Annotated in this window: 21 protein-coding genes and 1 tRNA gene; 7 read left to right on the top strand and 15 right to left on the bottom strand. The window is 68.2% G+C overall.

The annotated features are described in order from the left end of the window. Nucleotides 1-795 (bottom strand): alpha/beta fold hydrolase, encoded by a 795-nt coding sequence (locus GGQ97_RS04990; RefSeq protein WP_168067914.1) that lies wholly within the window; start codon nt 793-795, stop codon nt 1-3. A gap of 85 nt (nt 796-880) precedes the next feature. Then, nucleotides 881-954: transfer RNA gene (locus tag GGQ97_RS04985), tRNA-Gly, on the bottom strand. Nucleotides 955-1,101: 147 nt separating this feature from the next. Between GGQ97_RS04985 and GGQ97_RS04980 the strand changes: the two genes are divergently transcribed. Further along, the gene (locus GGQ97_RS04980) at nt 1,102-3,174 is read left to right on the top strand and encodes a TonB-dependent receptor (RefSeq protein WP_168067913.1); all 2,073 of its coding nucleotides are present in this window, start codon (nt 1,102-1,104) and stop codon (nt 3,172-3,174) included. On the opposite strand, the gene GGQ97_RS04975 is transcribed toward GGQ97_RS04980, so the two are convergent. After that, entirely contained in the window at nt 3,168-4,715 is a 1,548-nt protein-coding gene (locus GGQ97_RS04975; RefSeq protein WP_168067912.1) for a winged helix-turn-helix domain-containing protein, read from the bottom strand. The genes GGQ97_RS04980 and GGQ97_RS04975 overlap by 7 nt on opposite strands. Before the next feature lie 134 nt (nt 4,716-4,849). Here GGQ97_RS04975 and GGQ97_RS04970 point away from each other — a divergent pair, with 134 nt between their 5' ends. Beyond that, entirely contained in the window at nt 4,850-5,623 is a 774-nt protein-coding gene (locus GGQ97_RS04970) for a PEPxxWA-CTERM sorting domain-containing protein (RefSeq protein ID WP_168067911.1), read from the top strand. A 61-nt stretch (nt 5,624-5,684) separates the two neighbouring features. On the opposite strand, the gene GGQ97_RS04965 is transcribed toward GGQ97_RS04970, so the two are convergent. Beyond that, a complete protein-coding gene (locus GGQ97_RS04965; RefSeq protein ID WP_168067910.1) occupies nt 5,685-7,016 on the bottom strand; it encodes a porin family protein in 1,332 nt (443 codons plus the stop codon). A gap of 2 nt (nt 7,017-7,018) precedes the next feature. Beyond that, nucleotides 7,019-7,987: a transferrin-binding protein-like solute binding protein gene (locus GGQ97_RS04960; protein ID WP_168067909.1), complete on the bottom strand. Its 969-nt coding sequence runs from the start codon at nt 7,985-7,987 to the stop codon at nt 7,019-7,021. 202 nt (nt 7,988-8,189) lie between these two features. Between GGQ97_RS04960 and GGQ97_RS04955 the strand changes: the two genes are divergently transcribed. The 3 genes from GGQ97_RS04955 (at nt 8,190) to GGQ97_RS04945 (ending at nt 11,935) form a co-directional block, all read left to right on the top strand. Continuing rightward, nucleotides 8,190-9,746, top strand: a complete 1,557-nt coding sequence (locus tag GGQ97_RS04955; protein WP_342448455.1) for an MFS transporter — start codon at nt 8,190-8,192, stop codon at nt 9,744-9,746. Between the two features lie 77 nt (nt 9,747-9,823). Further along, nucleotides 9,824-10,555 carry a 16S rRNA (uracil(1498)-N(3))-methyltransferase gene (locus tag GGQ97_RS04950; RefSeq protein ID WP_168067908.1) on the top strand — a complete coding sequence of 244 codons (732 nt, stop codon included), beginning with the start codon at nt 9,824-9,826 and terminating at the stop codon, nt 10,553-10,555. 9 nt (nt 10,556-10,564) lie between these two features. Continuing rightward, nucleotides 10,565-11,935, top strand: a complete 1,371-nt coding sequence (locus GGQ97_RS04945; RefSeq protein WP_168067907.1) for a glutamate--cysteine ligase — start codon at nt 10,565-10,567, stop codon at nt 11,933-11,935. Here the strand turns inward: GGQ97_RS04945 and GGQ97_RS04940 are convergent. Both GGQ97_RS04940 and GGQ97_RS04935 read right to left on the bottom strand, forming a co-directional pair. After that, nucleotides 11,932-13,263 carry a DNA-packaging protein gene (locus tag GGQ97_RS04940; protein WP_168067906.1) on the bottom strand — a complete coding sequence of 444 codons (1,332 nt, stop codon included), beginning with the start codon at nt 13,261-13,263 and terminating at the stop codon, nt 11,932-11,934. The two genes, GGQ97_RS04945 and GGQ97_RS04940, sit on opposite strands and share 4 nt — an antisense overlap. Before the next feature lies 1 nt (nt 13,264). After that, nucleotides 13,265-13,786, bottom strand: coding sequence for a hypothetical protein (locus GGQ97_RS04935; protein ID WP_168067905.1), 522 nt, complete (start codon nt 13,784-13,786; stop codon nt 13,265-13,267). Nucleotides 13,787-13,987: 201 nt separating this feature from the next. On the opposite strand from GGQ97_RS04935, the gene GGQ97_RS04930 reads away from it, so the two are divergent. Continuing rightward, nucleotides 13,988-14,299, top strand: a complete 312-nt coding sequence (locus GGQ97_RS04930; protein ID WP_245197891.1) for a reverse transcriptase-like protein — start codon at nt 13,988-13,990, stop codon at nt 14,297-14,299. 64 nt (nt 14,300-14,363) lie between these two features. Here GGQ97_RS04930 and GGQ97_RS04925 read toward each other — a convergent pair whose 3' ends face one another. From GGQ97_RS04925 to ku, 3 genes are all read right to left on the bottom strand, one after another. Next, nucleotides 14,364-14,603 carry a hypothetical protein gene (locus tag GGQ97_RS04925; protein WP_168067903.1) on the bottom strand — a complete coding sequence of 80 codons (240 nt, stop codon included), beginning with the start codon at nt 14,601-14,603 and terminating at the stop codon, nt 14,364-14,366. Between the two features lie 129 nt (nt 14,604-14,732). Beyond that, complete coding sequence (ligD, locus tag GGQ97_RS04920) at nt 14,733-17,240, bottom strand: DNA ligase D (RefSeq protein WP_342448454.1); 2,508 nt, start codon at nt 17,238-17,240, stop codon at nt 14,733-14,735. A gap of 6 nt (nt 17,241-17,246) precedes the next feature. Beyond that, on the bottom strand, nt 17,247-18,146 hold the full coding sequence (gene ku / locus GGQ97_RS04915) for a non-homologous end joining protein Ku (RefSeq protein WP_168067902.1): 900 nt from the start codon (nt 18,144-18,146) through the stop codon (nt 17,247-17,249). A gap of 26 nt (nt 18,147-18,172) precedes the next feature. Between ku and GGQ97_RS04910 the strand changes: the two genes are divergently transcribed. After that, nucleotides 18,173-18,550 carry a hypothetical protein gene (locus tag GGQ97_RS04910; RefSeq protein WP_168067901.1) on the top strand — a complete coding sequence of 126 codons (378 nt, stop codon included), beginning with the start codon at nt 18,173-18,175 and terminating at the stop codon, nt 18,548-18,550. 3 nt (nt 18,551-18,553) lie between these two features. Here GGQ97_RS04910 and phoB read toward each other — a convergent pair whose 3' ends face one another. The 5 genes from phoB to pstC all read right to left on the bottom strand — a co-directional run bounded on the left by phoB (nt 18,554) and on the right by pstC (nt 23,184). Further along, the gene (gene phoB / locus GGQ97_RS04905) at nt 18,554-19,246 is read right to left on the bottom strand and encodes a phosphate regulon transcriptional regulator PhoB (RefSeq protein ID WP_168067900.1); all 693 of its coding nucleotides are present in this window, start codon (nt 19,244-19,246) and stop codon (nt 18,554-18,556) included. After that, entirely contained in the window at nt 19,246-19,941 is a 696-nt protein-coding gene (phoU, locus tag GGQ97_RS04900) for a phosphate signaling complex protein PhoU (RefSeq protein ID WP_168067899.1), read from the bottom strand. Before phoU ends, phoB begins: the two co-directional genes overlap by 1 nt. A 14-nt stretch (nt 19,942-19,955) precedes the next feature. Next, nucleotides 19,956-20,702: a phosphate ABC transporter ATP-binding protein PstB gene (gene pstB, locus GGQ97_RS04895; protein ID WP_245198050.1), complete on the bottom strand. Its 747-nt coding sequence runs from the start codon at nt 20,700-20,702 to the stop codon at nt 19,956-19,958. 201 nt (nt 20,703-20,903) lie between these two features. Next, nucleotides 20,904-21,797, bottom strand: a complete 894-nt coding sequence (pstA, locus tag GGQ97_RS04890) for a phosphate ABC transporter permease PstA (protein ID WP_168067897.1) — start codon at nt 21,795-21,797, stop codon at nt 20,904-20,906. Further along, a complete protein-coding gene (pstC, locus tag GGQ97_RS04885; RefSeq protein ID WP_168067896.1) occupies nt 21,790-23,184 on the bottom strand; it encodes a phosphate ABC transporter permease subunit PstC in 1,395 nt (464 codons plus the stop codon). Before pstC ends, pstA begins: the two co-directional genes overlap by 8 nt.

Below are 23,184 nucleotides of genomic sequence, written 5' to 3'. Positions count from 1 at the left end.
TCACGTCGCCTGCAGGAAAGCCTTGATGGCTTCCACGGTGGCGGTCGGCGCGCTGAGGTTGGGACAGTGCCCCGTGGCGTCCAGGATCACCAGCTCGCTCCCGGGGATCGCGCGATGCACATATTCTCCCACCGCCGGCGGTGCGATCATGTCTTCGCGGCACTGGAGGATAAGGGTTCGCGCCGTGACCCCGGGAAGGTCGCCGCGATTGTCGGACAGGAAGGTCGTGCGGGCGAAGCGGGCGGCGATCTCCGGATCGGTGCGACAGAAGCTCTCGCTCAGTTCCTCGGCAAGTTCGGGGCGATCGGGATTGGCCATGATGGTCGGGGCCATCGCCTGCGACCAGCCGAGGTGGTTGTTGTCCATCGACGCCAGCAGCTCGTCGATCTCGGCCCGCGCGAAGCCGCCGACATAGTCGCCATCGTCGATGTAGCGCGGCGAGGGACTGACCAGCACCAGCCGGTCGAACAAGGTCGGATCCAGCCGTGCGGCGATGACACCGATCATCGCACTGACCGAATGGCCGACGAAGATCCCGCCGCTGATGCCGGCGGCACGGGCGACCTCGACCACATCCTCGGCATAGCCGGCAAGCGCGCCGTGCCTCTCCCCATAGGCCGTCAGGTCCGAGCCGCCGGCCCCGATGTGGTCAAAGGTGAGGACACGGTAATCGCCCTCGAACGCCGGCGCCACGAAGCGCCACATGTTCTGGTCGCAGCCGAAGCCGTGCGCGAACATGATCGTGCTCGATCCCGATCCCGCGATCCGGGCATGATGGCGGGTCAGGACCGACATCGGAGGTTGTTAGCGGGTGACGGGGCGAGGCGCTATGGCAAAGGCCCCCGAAAACGCGAAACTACGGCTGATTTCCAACGGTGTGTGGAGCGGGTGAAGGGAATCGAACCCTCGTCGTAAGCTTGGAAGGCTTCTGCTCTACCATTGAGCTACACCCGCGGAACGGCGGAGCACCGCCGATCAGCGGGCGATTGCCACGACACTGGCACACTGGTCAACAGACACCCTGCGGACAGATGCGATTTCAGGGCGCGACGCTCAACAGCGCAGCCCGCCGCGCTCTTGCCTCCGCCGGGTGGATTCGAGATGATGGCGCAAACGAGCGGGGACATTCAGGTGATCGTCCAACTGCTGGCTTGTTCCGCGCAAGCGGTCGTCCCGCTGTCGCCGCCCGCGACACCTCCGGCGGCGCAGGACATCGTCGTCACCGGTGAGCGCGTTCCCCGCCGCCTGCGCGATACGGCTTCCAGCGTGCGCGTCATCGGCCAGGACGAGATCGAGGCCAGCGGCGCCGACCGGATCGACCAGCTCCTCGCCTCCACCCCCAATGTCCAGGAAGGCTCGGGCGAGGAAGGCCCCGCCATTCGCGGCCAGGATTCCACCGGCGCGCTGCGCAACCTGTTCGCCTTCCTCGGCGGGACCAGGCCACGGGTGACCGTCCAGGTCGATGGGCGGCCGATCAGCTATTATGAATATGTGAACAGCTCGGCGCCGCTGTGGGACGTCGAACGGGTCGAGATTTTCCGCAGCCCGCAAACCACCTCGCAGGGCCGCAACTCGATCGCCGGTGCGATGTTCGTCGAAACCGCCGATCCGACCTTCGACTGGCAGGCGAGAGGACGGTTCATCGCCGGCGACTTCCGGACCAGGCACGCCTCCGCGCTGGTGTCGGCGCCGCTGATCGCGGACCAGCTCGCCATTCGCGTGACCGGTGACGGGCGGCTCAGCCGGATGGCCAGTGACATGGCCGACGGCATTGCCGGTGCCGACATCGACCGCGACGATTATGGTTCGGCCCGGGCCAAGCTGCTGTTCACCCCGACCGCCGTTCCCGGCCTGCGGCTCGAAGCCACCTACGCGCACCAGCAGTCCCAGTCGCCGCAGTTCGAAGCCGTCGCGCCCCCGTTCGAACGGCGGCAATATCCGGTGCCGGCGCAGACCAATGGCATCCACCGGATCAACGTCGACAGCCTGACCCTGCGCATGAATGCTCCGCTGGGCAGCGGGCTTGCGACCAGTCTCACCTTCTCGACCGGCTATGCCAAGCTCCGCCGCTTCGGCTTGCCCGGGCTTGGGCTGACCCGCGTCGGCAATCGCGACCGGTCGGCCGAAGCGCTGCTGCACTGGGAGCCGAGCGAACCGCTTCGCCTTAGCGGCGGGATCCATGTCCTCGGCACCGACCAGCGCCAGTTCATCGACATCAGCAAACTCAACAACATCGGGATCGGCGAATTTCGCGACCGCCAGTCGAGCCTTGGCCTGTTCGGCGAGGCGACCTGGAAGCCCCGGCCCGAATGGACGCTGATCGGCGGCATTCGGCGCCAGTCGGACCGCCAGCGGCGCGTCGGCGCCGTCGGCACCGGCGCGACCGGCCTGCGCCTCGATTATGACGAGCGCTTCTCGGCCTGGCTGCCGAAGCTCTCGATCGCCTACGCCTGGAATGACCAGCTCAGCACCGGCATGCTGGTCCAGCAGGCCTATAATCCGGGCGGGACGTCCTTCAGCCTGTCCCGCCGGGTCGAAGACCGCTTCGAGGCTGAGCGCCTGCGCAATGTCGAAGCCTTCGCCCGCGCCAGCTTCGGCGAGGGACGCGGGACCTTGTCCGCCAATCTCTTCCACAATGCGATCCGGCAATCGCAGCGCCAGCTGACGGTGCCGGTGACGCTGGCCGACGGAAACATCATCTTCCCGGTCGAATTCGGCAACGCGCCGCGGGCCGAGGCCTATGGGCTCGAGGCACAACTCGGCTGGCGCGCGGGAGAGCGGCTGTCGGTGAGCGGCGGGATCGGCCTCCTCCGGACGGAATTGACCGAGACGTTGGTCGCCACCGACGCATCGCGCGGCAAGGACTTCCAGCGCGCGCCGAGGTGGAGCGCCGCCGCGGCGGTCGACTGGCGGCCGTGGCCGGAGCTGCGCCTGTCGGGCAACCTACGCCACCACGACGGCTATTTCAGCGACGATGCCAATTCGGCCAACCGGCGGATCCGCCCCGCGACCCTGGTCGACGTCCGGGCGGCCTACAGCCTCCGCCGGCTCACCGTCTTCGGCTACGTCCGCAACCTGTTCGACCGTTTCGCGCTCAACTATCTCTTCAGCCCGACCTTCGGCACCGCGGTCGACCCGCGCGAGATAGGCGTCGGCGTGGAGGCCCGCTACTGACGCCTGGCGAGGAAGTCGGGCCTGATCCCGCGCCGCCGCCAGTAATCCGCCAGGCCGATCGCCTGCATCAGCGGCAGGAAGCGGTCATCGTCCTGCATCGGGGCCGCAAGCGGGGTGAACATCATGTTGGTCTTGCGCCGCCTTTGATCGGGAATGAGCGGCTCGCCCGGCGGGGTCGTCATGGCCGCCCGGACCGGGCCGCGCTCGAGGTAATAGGCCTCCGCCAGCGCGAACAGCGCGTCGTTGGCGCGCAGCAGATTGAGCAGCATGACGGCGTTGATCACCCCCGCGACGCTGCGGCTCACGCCCGCCATCACCTGGCGCGTGGCGGCCGCGGTATCCGCCTCGTCCTTCGTCATCGCCGCGCGCATCGCGGCGCCCAGCGTGGCGACGGTCGGGGGCGGCAGCTTGGGCCGCTGCCGTTCGTCGGCGATCTGGTCGAGCGCCCGGTCGAACCGGCCGGTCCCGGCCAGCACCCACAATTTCGCGAACCAGTTGCCGGCATGGCCCGGCCACAGCGCAAGGCCCCGGGCCGCCGCCTGGTCGGCCTGTGCGATCTGGCCGAGGAACCAATGACAATAGACCGACCGGAAATTGTAGTCGGCATCGACCACGTCCATCGGCATGGTCCTGAATCGGTCGCGGGCCGACTGCTTCATTCGGCCGACCGCGCCAAGCAGGAAGCCGCGCGAATCATGCGTCGGCAAATGCCTCGGATGGGCCGCAACGACCCCGTCGAACCGTTGCTCGGCCGCCAGCCAGTCGCCGTAATAAGGAATGACGATGGCGCGTGCGGCCTGCGCGTCGGCATTGCCGGGATCGAGCCGGAGCGCGCGCGTCGCCGCCTCGTCGACCTTGGCGGCGGGTTGCGTGATCCTGGTGATCGCATGTTCGTCGATCCGGGCCCGGGCGAGGGCAAGCGCCCCCCATGCCGCGGCGCTGTCGGGGTAACGGGCAGCGGCCTGTTCGAGCAATGACAGCGCCCGACGCTGGCCCTCGGCGCTTCCCGAACGAAGCGCGACTCCGGCTTGCTCGATAAGCGGGGCCGCCGGATCCGGTGCCTCGCCGCGCCACACGCCGGCCGCAGCGAGTCCCGCCGCGGCAACCGCGCCGCCGATCAGCCAGCGGCGGGACAGGCCCGGCGTTGCGGCCTCTACCTCGTCATCGTCGGAGTCGAACCCCGACCACACCACCGCGCCCTCCAGCCGGTAGCCCGTTCGCGGCACCGTCTCGACGCAGAAACTGCCGGCGCCCACGCCGGCCCCAAGCTTGCGCACACCGCCGACCGCCCGGTTGAGGCTGTCGTCGCCGACATAGACGCCGCCCCAGCAGCGCCCGAACAATTCCTCGCGGGTGACCACCGCCCCCTCGGCCCGCGCCAGCACCACCAGCACCTGCATGACCCGGGGCTCGACCTGGACACTCCCACCGGGGCCGGTCACCGTTCTCGTCGCGGGCACTACCTTCGCGGTCCCCAGCATGAACGCCGGCACGTCGGCGAGGTCCGCAGTGGTGATCAGCTTGCTGGGCAGCATGTCCATGGCCGGCGTCCTCCGTCACCTAATCATCGGCTGTTCTTCGGTCTTCCATCATCCCGTTTGGCCGTGACCTCCCCCATGCTTCGAGGCGGGCCGCTAATTTCGGCCTGGCGCAAGCATCTCGGAGGAACCGAACGATGGTGAAGCAGCAACAAAAGTCGCGCAAGTGGATGGCCGGTGCAGCCGCAGCGAGCCTTGCCCTGTGGTCGGCGCCGGCCGCGGCGCAGATCAACCAGGTCGATCCCGGCACCCTGACCGCGACCCAGTCGGTGAACTTCACCGGCGTGCCGGGCGGAGCCGCCCCCGGCACCAATTACGATGGATTGCTGGTCATCGACGGCGTGGCCTTTGGCGAGCGGTTCGCCGGACAGACCGTCAGCGCGCTCGGCAATTTCGATCAGTTGAGCGGCAGCCCGGCCGGCGCGCTCGACCTGATGGCAGGCAGCGCCGGCTACAATCTGGCAGTGTTCAACAGTCCCGCAGGCGCGGTCCTCGGCGGTATCGGCACGCTCGGCTTTCCCGCCAACGATGCGCTGGGCGAAGGAGCGGTGTCGATCCTCTTCCCGACGCTGCAATCGCAATTCGCCTTCCGCCTGGCGGGCGGCAATGGCGGAAGCGCGTTCCTGAGCTTCTTCCGGGCCGACGGGTCGGTGATCGGCTCGACCACGCTCGCCAACCTGCCGCTCGGGGTCAGCAACTTCGGCTTCGCCCGAGCCGATGGGATCGCCGACATCGCCGGCATTTCGATGTGGAACAACGACATCACCGGATTCGGCATTGCCAGCATCCGCTTCGATGTCGCGACCGGCGTGCCGGAGCCAACGACCTGGGCGATGATGCTGCTCGGCTTCCTCAGCGTTGGCCTCGGCCTGCGGCGCGCCCGCGCGGTGCCGGTGGCGCAGCTCGGCTGAGTGCCGGCGAAGCGGACCAGCAACGACCCGGGCGAGCCGGCCGCAACCGGCTCGCCCGGGTCTAATAGGCCCTGCTGAAACCAATTTCGCTGCGCGTCCGGGCATAATGGTAAAAGGCCGTGTTGCTCGCGTTGCTCTCACGGACGATGCGGAGGAACGGCACCAGCCCCAGCATCCGGATCTCGCGCGTGCTGCCCCCGATGCTGACGCGGACAAGACGGTCTTTCCTCGCCTCGGTAAACAGGGCCAGCGGCTCGTCACCGCGCAGCCGCCCGAGCGCCACCCCGCCGAACAGGGTGAACCGCCCGAGATCCTGCCACCCGGTCACGCCCGCTTCCCACCGCGTCGTGCGATAAGCGGCATCGCGGGCGTGGAAGCGCTCGCCGGCCAGCGTGACGAGCAACCCCGACCGGCTGGAGAGCGCCCGCTCGACCGACAGCTCGCCAAGCAGGGCGCGGCCATCCGCAAGCGCGTTGAAGCGGTTGTCGATCGCCAAACCGGTCAGCCTTGTTCCGACGACCATGCGCGGGCCGAGCGGACGGCGAAGGGCTGCGGTGGCGCGCACCTGCCGGGCGAATATGTCGCCCCCGACCCAGCCCTGCCCGGCCCCGCCTTCCAGCAGCAGGCGCGACTTGCCCAGCGCGGCCTCGAGCCCGAGCGACGCCTCGACATCGAGCTGGGTGAAGCGCCTGTCCCGATAAAAGCGCCCGGCGCCGGTCAGCCGCCCGACCACCGCCAGATCTCCGCCAAGGCTGAACCGGCGAAAGGTCGACGCCCCCGCGGCGACTCCAAGACCCGACCTCGCCTGGCTGTCGGGCGCGATCGTGAAATCGCCCACCACGGTGCTGAGCGTGTCCGACCGGGTCGCCCGGTTGATGTTGCTGTCCGGGGCGATCGCCAGCTCGACCGAGAAGCCGGCCGGCCGCCTCGACCGCAGCGCCTCCGACCAGCGGCTGACCAGCCTTGCGACCGCCTTCGGGAGCTGTCCCGCGCTTGCGGCGCGCAGGGTCCGGCGCGCGCCTTCCTCGTCGCCCAGTCGCTCCTGCAGGCTGGCAAGCTCCAGCCGGACCCGCTGGGCGTCCGGCTGCTCGTCGAGCACGTGACGCAGCAGCACGGCGGCCTCGGTCAAGCGGCCGCGCCGGGCGCTGATGCCCGCCAGGCGATAGCGCGCCTCGGAGCGGATCCTGACGTCGGAATCGCCGGCCAGCGCCTGGTACGCGCGCTCGGCCAGATCGGGATGCGATCCTTCGTTGCTCGCCGCCCAGTCCAGCAGGGCGAGCGGCGTCAGCCTGACGCTCCGCTCTCCGCTGGCCGGCGGCGTAGCGGCCACCGATCCCGGGGCCGGATCGGCGGGCACCGACATCAGCAGCAGGGCTGCACCGGCGGCAAGCATGATCAGTTGCGCCGCTTCGCGATCCAGACACCCACCATCTGGCCGCTCTGCGTGGTTCCCGGCCGGACATAAGGCGCCTGCCATTGTGCCATCAGCTCGGCGGCATTGGGTCCGGTGAAGCTGCCTTGGAACGAGGATGGCGCGGTGCTTCCGGGAACGGTGAAAGCGCCCGAAAACTTCGTGCTGCCCCTGGCGTAAACGGTGTCACGGAACACGTAATCACCAAGCGAGGTCCCATCCCAGTCGAAATAGGCCACTGGCCGCATGACGCCGGAAAGCGTTCCGGCACCGAAGTCGAAGCTGAGCCTGACGTCGCCGCCGACATCCAGCACGCCGCCCGACCGATCGGTATAGCCGCGGACTTCGCCGTCGAAATCGGCACTGCCGCTCACCGGCACCTGCGATGCGATGGTCGGAATGCCGTAGGCGAAGGCCCCGAGGTTGCACCCCATCGGGCAACCCCCGTCCCACGACCCGAAACTGGTGTAGGTGAAGCGGGAGCTTGCGGGCCAGGCGAGAGTGACGACCACCCCCTGCCTGTCCGGACCGTTTCCAATCAGCAGCTGGCTGGCGGTGCTCGACACGCTGATCCAGCCCTGGCTGTTGAACGACCCATTTGCGGCAAACGGCGCCAGCTTGCCCTCGGCGCTCATCGACCCCAGCCTGACGGTGTACAGGCCGTCATTGGCCGAATAACGGATCTGCACGGCGTCCGGTTCGGGAAGCTGCAGGATCGTGCCGGCATCGCTCAGCACGCTGACGGACGCGAAGGGCTGGTCGCTCTGCAAGCCGATCGGGCCGGCCGGGATGGGCGGCGGAACAGGCGCCGGCGGCGGCGGCGGACTGGTCGGCGGGGGCGAGGCGATCGGCGGCGCCGGGATCGACGCAAGAGGGGTGGAATCACCCCCGCACGCAGCCAGCGCGAGCGCCAGGAGGGAGGCGGTTGGCAGTCCGATCCGATGCTTGGTCATGCGACAGGCTCCTCAAGGAAACCCTTGTCTCCCCGGGACCTGGCGGGGACCATGACGGACTGCCGATGGATTGCCGATGATGTTCGGATAAGCCGCCCATCCGGCCCTTTGGAAAAGCCGTTCACCTGTACCATAAGCGCGCGGGCACCCGCTCTTCCGCCGCACTCCTCTCCTCCCGTCCCAACCAAGGCTTTCCACCCACGTGACCACCGCCACGACCTCTTCCAGGACCATGCTGATCGGCGAACGCGCGCCCTGGTTCTGGGCCGGCTGCGCAGCGATCAGCCTTGGCGTCCTGCTGCACCTGCCGATGCTGGTGATGGCCCACCGCATGAGTAACCACCTTTCGGGAATGCCGATGGACCCGGAGATGCTGGTCGGCATGGCGCTAATCCTCGTCGGCGTTCCGCTGGCCTGCTGGGGGGCGCTGCCAAGGCACCGCGTCCGGCGCGGCGACGCAGCGACGCAAAGCTTCGAAGCCCCCGACGACATGCCGCTCAATCGCTGGCACCTCATCACCCTGCTCGTCCTGACCCTGGGCCTGGTGATCGACGTCATGAAGCCGGCGACGCTGGGCTTTGTCCTCCCCGGCCTCCGCCAGGAATATGGCATCAGCGCGTCGCAGGGCGCGCTGCTGCCCTTCGTCGCGCTGACCGGGACCACCGTCGGATCGTTCGTGTGGGGCTGGCTGGCCGACGTCTACGGCCGCCGCGTCTCGATCCTGCTGTCCACCATCCTGTTCGCCTCCACCGCCATCTGCGGCGCGATGCCGAGCTTCGAGTGGAACCTGCTGATGTGCTTCCTGATGGGTTGCTCGGCCGGCGGCATGCTTCCGGTGGTCTACACCCTGCTGACCGAGATCATGCCCCCGCGCCATCGCAGCTGGGTGCTGGTGCTGGTCGGCGGCACCGGCCTCGTCGGCGGCTATCTGGCGGCCAGCGGCGCGGCCCACGCGCTGGAACCGGTGTTCGGCTGGCGCTCGCTCTGGCTGCAGGGCTTTCCGACCGGCCTCCTGCTCCTCGCGCTCGCCCGCTTCATTCCGGAAACGCCGGGCTTCCTGCTCCAGCAGAAGCGCACCGCCGAGCTGCAGCAGATGGAACGGCGCTTCGGGCTGAGGCCCGTCGCCCACGCCCCCGCCGACACCCCGCACAAGCCCGCCCTCGGCAATGCCGCGCTGACCACCGCCCTGGTCGTCGCTGCGCTGTGCTGGAGCTTCGTCAACTTCGGCCTGCTCCTGTGGCTTCCCTCCGACCTCCAGGCCCGCGGCTACAGCGCGGCGATCGCCAGTGGCCTCCTCGCCAAATCCTCGCTGATCGCGCTTCCGACCATCGCCATCGCCGCCTTCACCTACACAAGGGTCAGCAGCAAGTGGACGGTGGTCGCCACCATCATCCTGACCACCCTGGGCCTGGTCGGCGCGCTGCTTCCGGCCCCGGTGCTGAGCTGGGAGCCGCTGCTGGTGGCGGTGATCGCGACCCTGATCGTCGGCACCAACGGCACCATCGCCGCCCTCCTGCCCTACACCGCCGAAAATTACCCGACCCGGGTCCGCGGGCGCGCCACCGGCCTGGTCGCGGGAAGCAGCAAGTTCGGCGGGGTCGCGGTGCAGCTGGCCGCGCTCGGCGGTTTCATCCCGACCCTGATCGGCGCCGCCGGAGCGTTGCTGGTCCCGACCCTGCTGTCGGCCGGAATGATCGCCTGGGCCGGCCGCGAAACCCGCGGGCGCCGCCTCCACGATCTCGACCAGCTGCCGGCCTAGCGCCGCATCACGCCTCCGGCTTGCTGGGACCCGCCACCGATGCGATGAAGCATTTCTGACCCCCGAAAGCTCGACCCATGCCCGCCACCCCCGCTTGGCCCCCGCGCAGCCTGCCCCGCCTGTTCATCGACCAGCCGCTCGGCCCCGACCTTGCCGTGCTGCTCCAGGACAAGCCCGCCCATTATCTCGCCAACGTCCTGCGCCTCGGCGAAGGCGCCGAACTGCTGCTGTTCGACGGGCAGAGCGGCGAATGGCAGGCGGTCATCGAGGCCGCGCACAAGAAGAAGCTGGTGCTTCGGGTCCAGCGGCAGACCCGCCCGCCCGAAACGCTGCCCGACCTCACCCTCGCCTTCGCCCCGGTCAAGCGCGCGCCGCTCGAATGGCTGGTCGAAAAAGCGACCGAGCTCGGCGTCGCCCGCCTCCAGCCGGTGATCACCCACCGCACCGTGGTAGAGCGCCTCAATCCCGAGCGCCTGCTCGCCATCGCGATCGAAGCCGCCGAGCAATGCGGCCGCACCCGCCTTCCCGAACTGCTCGCCCCGCTCAAGCTCGATGCCCTGCTGACCGCGCCTCCCGGCGCCATCCTGTTCGCCGACGAAACCGGCGGAGTTCCGCTCGCGTCCGCCGCGCAGCCCGGCCCGGCCACAATCCTGATCGGCCCCGAAGGCGGCTTCACCCCCGAAGAGCGCGACCGCATCCTTGCCGCCGGCGCCTCCGGGATCGGCCTCGGCCCGCGCACCCTGCGCGCCGAAACCGCCGCGCTGGCGGCCCTAAGCCTGTATATGGCGGCGGCCGGGGATTGGCGCTAACGGCGACCCATGACCACGCGCACCGACCTTAGCGACAGCCCCCTGATCGAGGGCCGCGCCGACCTCTTGTCGGTGTTCAGCGGCGGCGAGAAGCCCAAGGCCGACTGGCGCATCGGCACCGAGCACGAGAAGTTCGTCTATCGCCTCGCCGACCACCGCGCCCCCTCGTGGGACGAGCCCGGCGGGATCCGCGACCTGCTGATTGGCCTGACCGAGTTCGGCTGGACCCCGATCCTCGAGGACGGAAAGGTCATCGCGCTGGCAGGCGCCGACGGCACCATCAGCCTCGAACCCGCCGGCCAGCTCGAACTGTCCGGCGCACCGCTCGCCACCCTTCACGACACCTGCGCCGAAGCCGGCCGCCACCTCGAGCAGGTGAAAGCGATCGGCGACCGCCTCGGGCTCGGCTTCCTCGGCCTCGGAATGTGGCCCGACAAGACCCGCGCCGAATTGCCGATCATGCCCAAGGGCCGCTATGCCATCATGCTCCGGCACATGCCGCGCGTGGGGTCGCTCGGGCTCGACATGATGCTCCGGACCTGTACCATCCAGGTCAATCTCGACTACAGCTCCGAAGCCGATATGGTGAAGAAGTTCCGCGTCGGCCTGGCTCTCCAACCGCTTGCCACCGCGCTGTTCGCCAACTCCCCGCTGACCGAAGGCAAGCCAAACGGCTTCAAGTCCTTCCGCAGCCACATCTGGACCGACACCGACCCCCACCGCACCGGTATGCTGCCGCAGGTGTTCGAGGACGGCTTCGGCTACGAAAGCTACTGCGACTACGCGCTCGACGTGCCGATGTATTTCGTGATGCGCGACGGGCGCTACATCGACTGCGCCGGCGAAAGCTTCCGCGCCTTCCTCGACGGCAAGCTGCCCCAGCTTCCCGGCGAAAAGCCCACCATCGCCGACTGGACCGACCACCTGTCCACCGCCTTCCCCGAAGTCCGCCTCAAGAGCTTCCTTGAAATGCGCGGCGCCGATGGCGGGCGCTGGGGCCGAATCTGTGCGCTTCCCGCCTTGTGGGTCGGCCTGCTCTACGACCAGACCGCGCTCGACGCCGCCTGGGACCTCGTCAAAGGCTGGACCATCGAGGAGCGCGAGGCCCTTCGCGCCGCCGTCCCGGCCCAGGCGCTCGAAGCGCCCGTCCCCGGCGGCGGCACGGTGCGCGACCTTGGCGCCCGGGTCCTCGACATCGCGGCCGCCGGACTTTCCGCCCGCGCCTGCCTCGACGGGGGCGGCACCAACGAAGGCGGCTTCCTCGACCCCCTGCGCGACGTGATCGCCACCGGGATCACGCCGGCCGACCGCCTGCTCGCCTGGTACAATGGCGAGTGGAACGGCGATGTGTCGAAGGTCTATGACGAACTGAGTTTCTAGCCGCTGGCGAAGCTGCGCACCCCGGGTCGGGCCCGGCGATCGCCGCCGCTCAACTCGTGCAGCGCCCACACCATGGCGTCGGCGCGGTCGGGCGATCCGGGTCCCTCGTAGCCGCCGGTGGTCAGGTGGCAGAGCTCGTTCTCCAGCTCGGCGAAGCGTCCCGCAAGTCCCGCCTTGCCGTTCTCAAACAGCATCGCCATCGGCTCCGCCCGCGCCGCCTTGCCGACCGCTGCATGGACCTTGCGCACCGGCAGGTGGAAATCGGCCTGGGCCAGCACCTGGAGCACCATGTCGCCGCCGTTATTGGCTTCCGCAACCACCCTGTCGGCCCCCCAAACCGCCGCGGCATCGGCGACCCGACCGGCCCAGCCCGCCGGTGACAGCCCCCGGCAGCTGAGGTCGGCAAGCACCAGCAGGCGCCCGTCGGCGACCTTGCCGCAGACCACGATCCCGCAGGCGTCGCCGCTGCTCGTGGCGGGCGGATCGACCCCCACCACCACCCGCACCGGCTGGCCCCAATCGTCACCCCGAACCCGCGTCCGCTCGACCATGTCGCGGGTCCACAGCGCGTGATCGGCCTCGCCGGTCAGCTCCCCGTCCAGCTCGCGCAGGCCCAGCCGCGTCCCCCGGTACAGCGCCTCCATCCGCACCCGCCACCCCTCCGGCAGGTCGAGATTGTCGGCGGTCCGCCCCCGCGTCACCACCGTCCCCGCTTGTTCGGCGATCTCCACCAGCAGCGCGTCATTGCCCGGCGTGGTGGTCACCACCGATCGCGGCTGGTCGCCAAGACGCAGCCCGAGCTGGAGGTTGCTCCAGGCCTCCGCCGCATCGCTCCACTTTCCCAGTTCGTCGGCCCAGGCGAACTGATGCTGCGGCCCGCGCAGGCCATCGCCATTGGCGCCGCTGTACAAGGTCGCCACGGCGCCCGACTTGAACCGCAGCTCGTTGCGGCTGGCGATCCAGCGCGGTTCCTCGTCGGGCGGCGCGCAGGCCATGATGCCGCTCTCCCCGTCGACCATCACCCGCCGCGCCTCGTCGATCGTCGCCCCGACCAGCGCGATCCGGCAGCCGGGGTGGGCGCGGGCCTGCGCAAGCACCCATTCCGCCCCGACCCGGGTCTTGCCGAACCCGCGTCCGGCCTGCAGCAGCCACACCGCCCAATCGCCCCGCGGTGGGGCCTGCGCGTGGCGCTCGAACGAGGCCCAGGCCCAGGCCAGCCCGCGCTGGTCGGCCTTGGACAATTGCTCGATCGGCAATTTGTCGCGCAGCCACTTGGGCGCGTTGGCGACCTCCCGCAGCACCGCACGCGGGCATGCCAGTTCGCTCATCTCAGCGCTTCCGCTCGAGCCGCTCCAGTCGCTCGAGCCGCCGCTGCTCCTCCTCGCGCTTGCGCTCCAGCCGCATCCGCACCAGCAGCGCCTGCAGCCGCGCCGCCGCCTCGTTGGCGTCCGACCGCTTGGGCTTCTGGTCGCCAAGCTCGCGCCCGACGTTGCACTCGTGCTGGGCGACCAGCGACAGCAGCAACTTGGCATCCATTCCCGCCAGCGCCGCCCCGTCCGCCTGCTTCGGCGTCGCCGCGCGCAACAGCTCCAGCCCGCGGCGAACCAGTTCGGACTTCAGCAAGGCGGTGGCGTGGTCCTGCGCGGCGGCGAAGGCAACGCGAAATTCGGCGTCGTCGCGCCGCCGCTTGAAGATGGTCGACTCCGCCACCCCGACCTTGCGGGCCGAGCTTCGGATGTTGCAGGTCTGGGCGAACAGCGACAGGAAGTCCTGCTGCCGCTCAAGCCCGAATTCGTTCTTCCGCTCCCCGCGCTGCTGGACTTCGCACCTGCTGCCCCCGACGATACCCATGAACCCGACCCATGTAAATTTGATCCCTAGCTCTTAACCGATAAGGTTAGTTTTGTCAAAGTCGGAAGCGGCCTCGCCCCAACTGGCGAGCGCGCCTACACTCGTGCCATGCCCGTTCCGGCAACCACCCGCCCCCTGTCGCCCCTGAAAGTCTTTTTCGATGGTGGCGCCCGTCCCAATCCCGGCCGAATCGAAGTCGCGTTGGTCGCGCGCGGCATTGCCTACTTCTTCGACGATCTGGGAACAGGCTCGAACGGCGACGCCGAATGGAGCGCCCTCCTCAAGGCGCTCGAAGTGGCCCATAAACTCGGCGTGCCGTCCTTCGACCTGCTCGGCGACAGCCGCAACATCATCGCTCAGGCGACCGGAGCCGCTCCTTGCCGCTCCGCAGCCGCTCGCGATCGGCTCGCCGGTTTTCACGAAGTCGCTGCCATCGCATCGCCCCGCCGCATCCGCTGGATACCGCGCGCGCAGAATCTCGCCGGGATCGCGCTCGAAGCACGCCGGCGGTAGATCGCAATTCCAGTGATGATTGGGGATCGCCCGCACCTCGCACGGGCGAGGCGGTTGTTCGGCCTTACCTCAGGCGGTTGCGGCGGCGAACCAGCGCCGGGGAAAACTTGCGCTCTCCGACCAGCAGGCGACCGATGATCGATCGCGCCTGGAACGTCAGCACGATCATCGACAGCAGGGTAAGCCAACCGACCAGTCGGAACGACAATCCGAATTGGCCCGCCAGCAAGGTGGCGGCGACGGGGACGCCGAAGATGACGGAAACGATGGCGAGCGCGCCGAGGATGCTGCGAAGTGTCTGCACACCGGCATATCGCTTCGCGGGGCGTGAAGGTTCCATCCTCCGCTCATCGCCGTGAAAGACCGCCTCGCCGCAGGCCGCCACTTTGGCAGGAAGCAGCACCCCTCGATCATCTCCATCTCCATGGACGCATCACAGATCCGGCAGCGTCTGCTTGGCCTGTCCCCATCCCTTCAGCCCCTTGCTAGCCGCCCGTTCCAGCAGCAGTTCGGCGTCGCGAATGGTGAAGCGGTTCGCGCTGTCGATCCCGTCCAGTTCCTCCCACGACACCGGCGCCGCCACCGGCGCTCCTTCGCGGGCCCGCGCCGAATAGGGCATCACCGCGGTGCTGCCGCGCTGGTTGCGCAGCCAGTCCAGGAAGATGCGCCCCTTGCGCTGGTTCTTCCGGATGTTCGCGGTGAACGTTTCCGGTTCAGCCTCGGCGATTGCCCGGCTGAACCGTTCGGCAAAGCTCTTCACCGCCGGCCACTCGGCCTTCTGGTCCAGCGGGGCGATGACGTGGATGCCCTTGCCGCCCGACAGCAACGGGAATGTCTCCAGCCCAAGGTCGGCCAGCAGCTCGCGCAGCCGCACCGCCGCCGTTTTCACCCGGTCGAACCCAAGCCCCTCGTCGGGATCGAGGTCGAACACCAGCCGGTCGGGCTTCTCCAGCGGATCGATCCGGCTTCCCCAACCGTGGAACTCGATCGTGTTCATCTGCACCGCTTCCAGTGCACCGCTCGCCTCCTCGACGTAGAGATAATCCTCGGTGCCGCCGTCGCCTTCCTTCACCGGCACGTGCAGCACATGATCTCCCATCGACCCGGTGTCGTGCTTCTGGAAAAAGCATTTCTTGGCGCGCCCCGACGGACAGCGGATCAGCGTCATCGGCCGCTGCTTCAGGTCGATCAGCAGCAGGTCGGCGACCGCCGCATAATAATTCGCAAGCTCGCCCTTGGTCAGGCCATCCTCGGGAAAGATCACCTTGTCCGGGCTGGTCAGCCGCAGCTTGTAATCGGCGGCGGTGCGCAGCTCGGCCCCGCGCATTTTCTTCTTCGGCGCCTCGACCGGCGTTTCCAGCACCACCTGTTTCGCCCCCTTGTCCTCGCGCAGGCCAAGGAAGCTCGGGTGGCGCAGGATGCCGTCGCTCGTGAACTCGGTGTAGGCGATCTCCGCCACCAGTTCGGGCTTGATCCAGGTCGATCCGCGCAATGCCGTCCGCGGCACCTCAAGCGCCGGCTTGTCCACCTTCAGCTTTGCCATCCGCTCGGACAGGCTCTCCAGGGTCGCGGTGTCGAACCCCGTTCCCACCTTGCCGACATAGCGAAGCGCACCGTCCTGGTTCACGCCAAGGTGCAGCGAGCGAAACCCCCGCCTTTTGTCGCTCGCCTGCCAGCCGACGATCACGAACTCCTGCCGGGCGATGCACTTCACCTTCAGCCAGCATTTCGTGCGAACCCCGCGATAGGGCGCATCTGCCTTCTTCGAGATGATCCCCTCGCCTCCGTCGGCGCAGATCTTCTCGAACAATTGCTCGCCCTTGCCGATCACATGGTCGCCAAAGACGAGCGGCCCCGGCACGCCCTTCATCAGCGCCGCCAGCCGCTCCTTGCGCTCCAGGTTGCTCAGCTTGCGAAGGTCCTCGCCGCGGTCGACCAGCAGGTCGAAGGCGTAGAAGGCAAGGTCGGGCCGCTTCTGCCCCTTGCCGCCCTTCACCGTCGATTGCAGCAGCCCGAAACTGGGTTTGCCCTGCTCGTCCAGCGCCACTGCTTCGCCGTCGATCAGGCACCCGGCCGGAAGGCTCGCCGCCGCGGCCTCGGCCAGTTCAGGGAAATAGTCCGACCAGTCCTTGCCGTTGCGGGTCCACGCCACCGCGGTCCCCTCGCCGGTGCTCAGCAGCAGGCGGTAGCCGTCATATTTATACTCGTGGATCCACCCGCTTCCGGTTGGCGGATGATCGGCCAGCGTCGCCAGTTGCGGCTCCAGGAAGGCCGGCGGGGGCACGACCTTGCGCTTGGTCCGGCCACCCTTCCTGCCGCCCTTGTTGCTTTCCCACACGTTCTCGCCCCCAGCGATCTCGGCCATGCTCCGCCCGCTCTCCACGCTGGTCAGGCACCCCTCGACCAGCGCCTCGCCGGCATCCGGTGCGGCGGCCTCGTCGCTCACTTTCTTGAGCATCCAGGCCTCGCCCTTTTCGCCCGGCTTGCCCTTCATCCGGAACATCACCCACTCCCCGCGCATCCGCTCACCCTCGAGCGTGAAGTGCAGATGCCCTTCCTCGATGGTCTTGCGCGGGTCCTTGTCGGGATGCGGAATCCATCGCCCGCGGTCCCACAGCATCACCGTCCCGCCGCCATATTCGCCGGCCGGGATGATTCCCTCAAACGTCCCATAGTCGAGCGGATGATCCTCGGTCCGCATCGCCAGCCGGTTCACCGCCGGATCCAGGCTCGGGCCCTTGGGCACCGCCCAGCTCTTCAGCACCCCGTCCAGCTCCAGCCGAAAGTCCCAGTGCAGCCGCGACGCGTCATGCTTCTGGACGACGAAGCTGTCGCCCTTGCCCTTCAGCTTGCGCCCTTTGGGCTCGCTGGTTTTCTTGAAGTCACGCTTGGCGTTGTAAGTCTCGATATCGAGGCCTTTGCGGGCAGGCGCGCGCGCCACGGCGGCCTACCTCTTGCTCCCGGCGGCCTTGCGCGGCGTCGCCGGCTTGCGCGGTGCGGTTGCCTTCTTTGCCACCGGCTTCTTCGCTTTGGCCGGCGCCGCAGCATTGTCGTTGCTCTCGCCAAGGCTCTTCTTCAGCGCCGCCATCAGGTCGACCACATTGCTCTTCTTGGGCGGCTCCTTGTCGCCGGCATCCTGGATGACCAGCCCGCCGCCCTTCTTCTTGCGCTTCTCCTCGATCAGCCCCTTCAGCGCATCGACATAGCGGTTGTGGAATTCGCCGGCGTCGAACTTGCCGGTCTTCTTGTCGATCAGCGTTGTCGCCAGCTCCAGCAGGTCGGCATCCGGCTCGCTGTCCTCGATATCGCGAAAGTAGCTCGATGCCTTGTTGAGCTCGTCGGCATAGCGCAGCGTTTCCATCAGGATGCCGCGCCCGCACGGCTTGATCGCGACGACATATTCCTGCCCGCGCATCGCCAGCTGCCCGATCCCCACCTTGCGCGCCCGGCGAAGCGCCTCGCGCAGCACGATGAAGGCCTCCTCCGCCAGGTCGTCAGCCGGGACCACGAAATAGGGCTTTTCGTAGTAGAGCGCGTCGATCTCGTCGGCGTCGACGAACTGCGCCAGCTCCAGCGTCTTGCGGCTCTCCAGCTTGACGCTCTCGATCTCCTCGGGCTCCAGCAGGACATATTCGCCCTTTGAGATCTCGAACCCTTTCACGATGTCGTCGGCGCTGACCGGTCCGACACCCGGCGCGACCTTTTCATATTTGATCCGCTTGCCGCTCGGCTCGTGGATCTGGTGAAAGGAGATGCTCGCACCCGACTTGGACGCCGGATATATCTCGACCGGGATCGAGACGAGCGCGAGGCGTATCTGTCCGCGCCAGCTGGGACGAGCGGCCATGGCATCAATCTCCTGAAGATCGTTTCGTGCCTGAATCGCTTGGGGGAGGCGCGCGGTTCCGTTACCATGGCGCGATGGCCAATCCCGCAATCAACGCCGCCCTGATCGCCGTCGCCGCGCAGCAGCAGGCGCTGAGCGACGCCCACATCACCGGTCCGCTGAAGAAAGCCCGTGCGACCAGCGCGCGCACCGCCATTCCGCTCGACCTTTCCGCCAAGGGCACCGACAAGCTGCTCGCCGCGATGGTCAAGCGCGGGCACGTGCGCTCGGCCGGCGCAGGACGCTACTGGCTGGACGAAGCGGCGGTGGCGGAGTCGAAGGCGCGCGGCACGAAAACCGCGCTGATCATCATCATCGTCCTGCTCAGCGTCACCGCCAGCCTGGTCGCGCTGGTCGCGGCCTGAGGTTCAGGCGGTGCCTTCCGCGTCCAGCGCATAGCCCGCGCTGCGCACCGTCCGGATCAGGTCCGGTTCGCCCAGTGCAAGCCGAAGCCGGCGGATGTGGACATCGACCGTGCGCAGCTCGATCTCCTCGCTGTGCGGCCACACGGTTTCCAGCAATTGCTGGCGCGAGAAGACCCGCCCGGCATTCTCCAGGAAGTGCCGCAGCAGGCGATATTCGGTCGGCCCCAGCGACAGCGTCTTGCCGTCGCGCTTCACGCGGTGGGCGGTGAGGTCCATCTCCAGCCCGGCATAGTCCAGCGTCTCGGCGGCCAGCGCCGGCCGTACCCGCCGAAGCACGGCGGCGGCGCGCGCGACCAGTTCCTTGGGGCTGAACGGCTTGGTGATGTAATCGTCGGCGCCGGTTTCCAGGCCCCGCACCCGGTCGTCCTCCTCGCCGCGCGCGGTCAGCATCAGGATCGGCAGGTTGGCGGTGCTCGGCCGCCGCCGCAGCCGCCGGCACACCTCGATCCCGCTGATCCCCTCGATCATCCAGTCGAGGATCATCAGGTCGGGCCGGATCTCCTCGGCCAGCAGCAAGGCTTCTTCGCCATCGCCGGTGCGGGTGACGGCATAGCCCTCCCGCTCGAAGTGAAAGGTGAGGAGTTCCGCAAGCGAACGGTCGTCCTCGACCAGCAGCAGCCGTCCCCGGTTGGCCATCAGACCGACAGCCCCTCGGCACCCTTGACCCGGTCGGCCATCTGCTGCCCGGTCGCGGCGTAATAGACCATTTCGGCGATGTTGGTCGCATGGTCGCCGACCCGCTCGAGGTTCTTGGCGACGAACAAAAGGTGCGCCGACTGCCCGATCTTGTGCGGGTTCTCCATCATGTGCGTGAGGAGCGTGCGGAAGACGCTGTCGTAGAAATCGTCCACCGCCCTGTCGCGCTCGCACACCCGGATCGCCGCCTCGGCATCGCGCTGGACGAAGGCGTTCAACACGTCATGCACCATCTGCACCGCGATCCGCGCCATTTCCGGCAGCAGCGACAGCGGCTCGATCTTGCCGGCATCCTCCAGCAGGGGCACGCGCTTGGCGATGTTCTTGGCATAATCGCCGATCCGCTCGACCACGCCCGAAATCTTGAGCGCCGCGACCACGTCGCGCAGGTCGCCCGCCATCGGCGCGCGAAGCGCGATCAGCTGGATCACCCGGCGCTCGGTCTCGGCCTCCAGCGCGTCGATCCTCTTGTCGTCCTCGATCACCTTCAGCGCGGCGTCGCCGTCGCGCTCGGAAAGGCAGCGCATCGCCTCGATGATCGCATGTTCGGCGCGACCGCCCATCTCGGTGATGAGCGCGCGCAGCCGGTCCAGATCCTCGTCGAACGCCTTGAGCGTATGTCCTTGGCTAGCCACGTTGTCCGTCCTTCTCAGCCGTAGCGGCCGGTGATGTAGTCCTGGGTGCGCTGCTCGCGCGGGTTGGTGAAGATCTCTTTGGTCTTGCCGTATTCGATCAGTTCACCGAGGTGGAAAAAGGCGGTCCGCTGGCTGACCCGCGCCGCCTGCTGCATGTTGTGGGTGACGATCGCGATGGCGTAGCGCCCGCGCAGTTCGTGGATCAGCTCCTCGATCTTGGCGGTGGCGATCGGGTCGAGCGCCGAGCAAGGCTCGTCCATCAGGATCACCTCGGGATCGACCGCAATGGCGCGGGCGATGCACAGCCGCTGCTGCTGGCCGCCCGACAGCGCCGTGCCGCTCTCGGCCAGCCGGTCCTTGACCTCGTCCCACAGGCCCGCGCGGCGCAGGCTCTTCTCGACGATCGCTTCCAGTTCGTCCTTGCCGTCGGCCAGCCCGTGGATGCGCGGCCCGTAGGCGACATTCTCGAAGATCGACTTGGGGAAGGGATTGGGCTTCTGGAACACCATACCCACGCGCGCCCGTAGCTGGACAACGTCCATTTCCGGCGCGGTGATGTCTTCGCCGTCCAGCGTGATGGTGCCGGTCACCCGCGCGCCCGCGATGGTGTCGTTCATCCGGTTGAGGCAGCGCAGGAAGGTCGATTTGCCGCAGCCCGACGGCCCGATGAAGGCGGTGACCTTGTCGTCGTGGACCTCGATCGACACGCCCTTCAGCGCTTCCTTTTCACCGTAGAAGACGCGCACGTCCTCGGCCCGCATCTTGGGGGTGGTGGCGATGTCGGCCTCGTTCGGGACGATCGTGCGACCGGCCTCGGCGGCGACCGGCGGCTGCGCCTCGCGGGGAAGATCGGGCGCCAGCACGTCCTTCTCCGCCGCCTCGCGCGCGATCGCGGTCGACGGAAAGGGCACCGTCGAATTGGTCAGGATGGGTTCTTTTTCGTCGTTCATTGTCAGGCGGCCTTACCAGCGGCGCTCGAAGCGGTTGCGAAGATAGATGGCGAGGCCGTTCATCAGCAGCATGAACAGCAGAAGCACGATGATCGCCGCGCTGGTCTTCTCGACGAACGCGCGATCGACCTCGTCGGACCACAGGAAGATCTGCACCGGAAGCACCGTCGCCGGGTCGACCAGCGTGCCGGGCGGGGTGGCGATGAAGGCGCGCATGCCGATCATCAGCAGGGGCGCCGTCTCGCCCAGCGCGCGGGCCATGCCGATGATGGTGCCGGTCAGAATGCCCGGCAGCGCCAGCGGCAGGACATGGTGGAATACCACCTGCATCTTCGACGCCCCCACCCCCAGCGCGGCATCGCGGATCGAGGGCGGCACCGCCTTGATCGCGTTGCGCCCGGCGATCACGATCACCGGCATGGTCATCAGCGCCAGAGTCAGGCCCCCGACCAGTGCGGCCGACCGCGGCAGCTGCAGCGTGTTGAGGAACACCGCGAGGCCCAGCAGGCCGAAGATGATCGACGGCACCGCTGCAAGGTTGTTGATGCTGACTTCGATGAAATCGTTCCAGCGGTTCCGCTTGGCGAATTCCTCGAGGTAGACCGCCGCCAGCACGCCGACTGGAAAGGCCAGCGCCATGGTCACGGTGATCGTCAGGAACGAGCCCTTCAGCGCGCCCCACACGCCGACCATTTCCGGGTCGGTCGCATCGCTGGCGGTCAGGAAGGTTTCGCTGAACCCGCCGATCCCGCGCACGGTCATGGTGACCAGCAGGAAGGCAAGAAAGGCGAGGCTGACCAGCACCGCGACCAGGCCCAGCGCCTTGAACCGGCGCTCGGCGGCGTAGCGGCGGCCGACCCGGCGGGTCATCGCCTCGCTCGACCAGCGGTTGGACGGCTTATTCATACGCTTCCCGATACTTGCGGACGACCCGCAGCGCGATGAGGTTGAGGACCAGGGTCACCAGGAACAGCACCAGCCCCAGCGCGAACGCGGCCAGGGTCTTGGGGCTGTCGAATTCCTGGTCGCCGGTCAGCAGCTGGACGATCTGGGTGGTGACGGTGGTCACGCTGTTGAACGGATTGGCGGTGAGGTTGGCGGACAGGCCCGCCGCCATCACCACGATCATGGTCTCGCCGATCGCCCGGCTGACCGCCAGCAATACGCCGCCGACCACGCCTGGAAGCGCTGCGGGCAGGATCACCTTGCGGATGGTTTCCGACCGCGTCGCGCCCAGCGCCAGGCTGCCGTCGCGCATCGCCTGCGGCACTGCGGCGATGCTGTCGTCGGCCATCGAGCTGACGAACGGAATGATCATCACGCCCATCACCAGGCCCGCGGCAAGCGCGCTCTCGCTGGACGCGTTGCTGATCCCGATCCCGAGGCCGAGGTCGCGGACCAGCGGGGCGACGGTCAGCGCGGCGAAATAGCCGTAGACCACCGTCGGCACGCCGGCGAGGATCTCGAGCAGCGGCTTCAGCACCTTGCGCAACTTGGCGTGGGCATATTGCGTCAGGAAGATCGCGCTCATCAGTCCCAGCGGGATGGCGACGATCATGGCGATGATCGCGCCGATGAAAATGGTCCCCCAGAACAAGGGCACCGATCCGAACGCGCCCGACGATCCCGCCTGGTCGGCGCGGATAGCGACCTGCGGTGACCAGCTGGTGCCGAACAGGAAGTCCGCCGCCGGCACCTTCTGGAAGAAGCGCATCGTCTCGAACAACAGCGACAGGACGATCCCGAAGGTGGTCAGGATCGCGATCATGGAGGCCGCGACCAGCAGCCCCATCAGCCATTTCTCGACCCCCGCCCGGGCCCTGAGGTCGACCCCGATCCGCGAAAAGGCCCAGCCCGCCCCGGCCAGCGCAAGCAGCAGCGCGAAGCCGCCGCCGATCAGGCTGAAGCGGGTGGTCGCGCTCGCGAAGACCGGCACCAGCGCCTGCGCCTGCGGGTTGAAGGCGATGTCGGACGCCCCGCTCGCCACGGCCTGCGCTTCGGACAGGATCGAATCGCGGGCGAGGTCGAAGTCGGGCAGTTGCTGCCCGGCCGGGCTCGCCATCACCGCGTCGGTGATCAGCGCCTGCTGGATCGGCGCCCAGCAAGCGAGGAACAGCAGCGCCGGAATGACCGCCCACAGGAAGGCGTAGGCGCCGTGGTAGAAGGGCAGGCTGTTGAGCCGCTGCCGCCCTGCCCCGCCGCCGACGCGCAGCGCGGTCGCCCGCCCGCGCGCCAGCACGAAAGCGGCGGCGGCGACGCCCAGGACGAGGAGAAGGCCGACAGCGAGGCTCAT

The sequence above is a fragment of the Sphingomonas kaistensis genome (genome assembly GCF_011927725.1).
GTDB lineage: Bacteria > Pseudomonadota > Alphaproteobacteria > Sphingomonadales > Sphingomonadaceae > Sphingomicrobium > Sphingomicrobium kaistense.
This window is presented reverse-complemented; position numbering and strand designations above follow the sequence as displayed.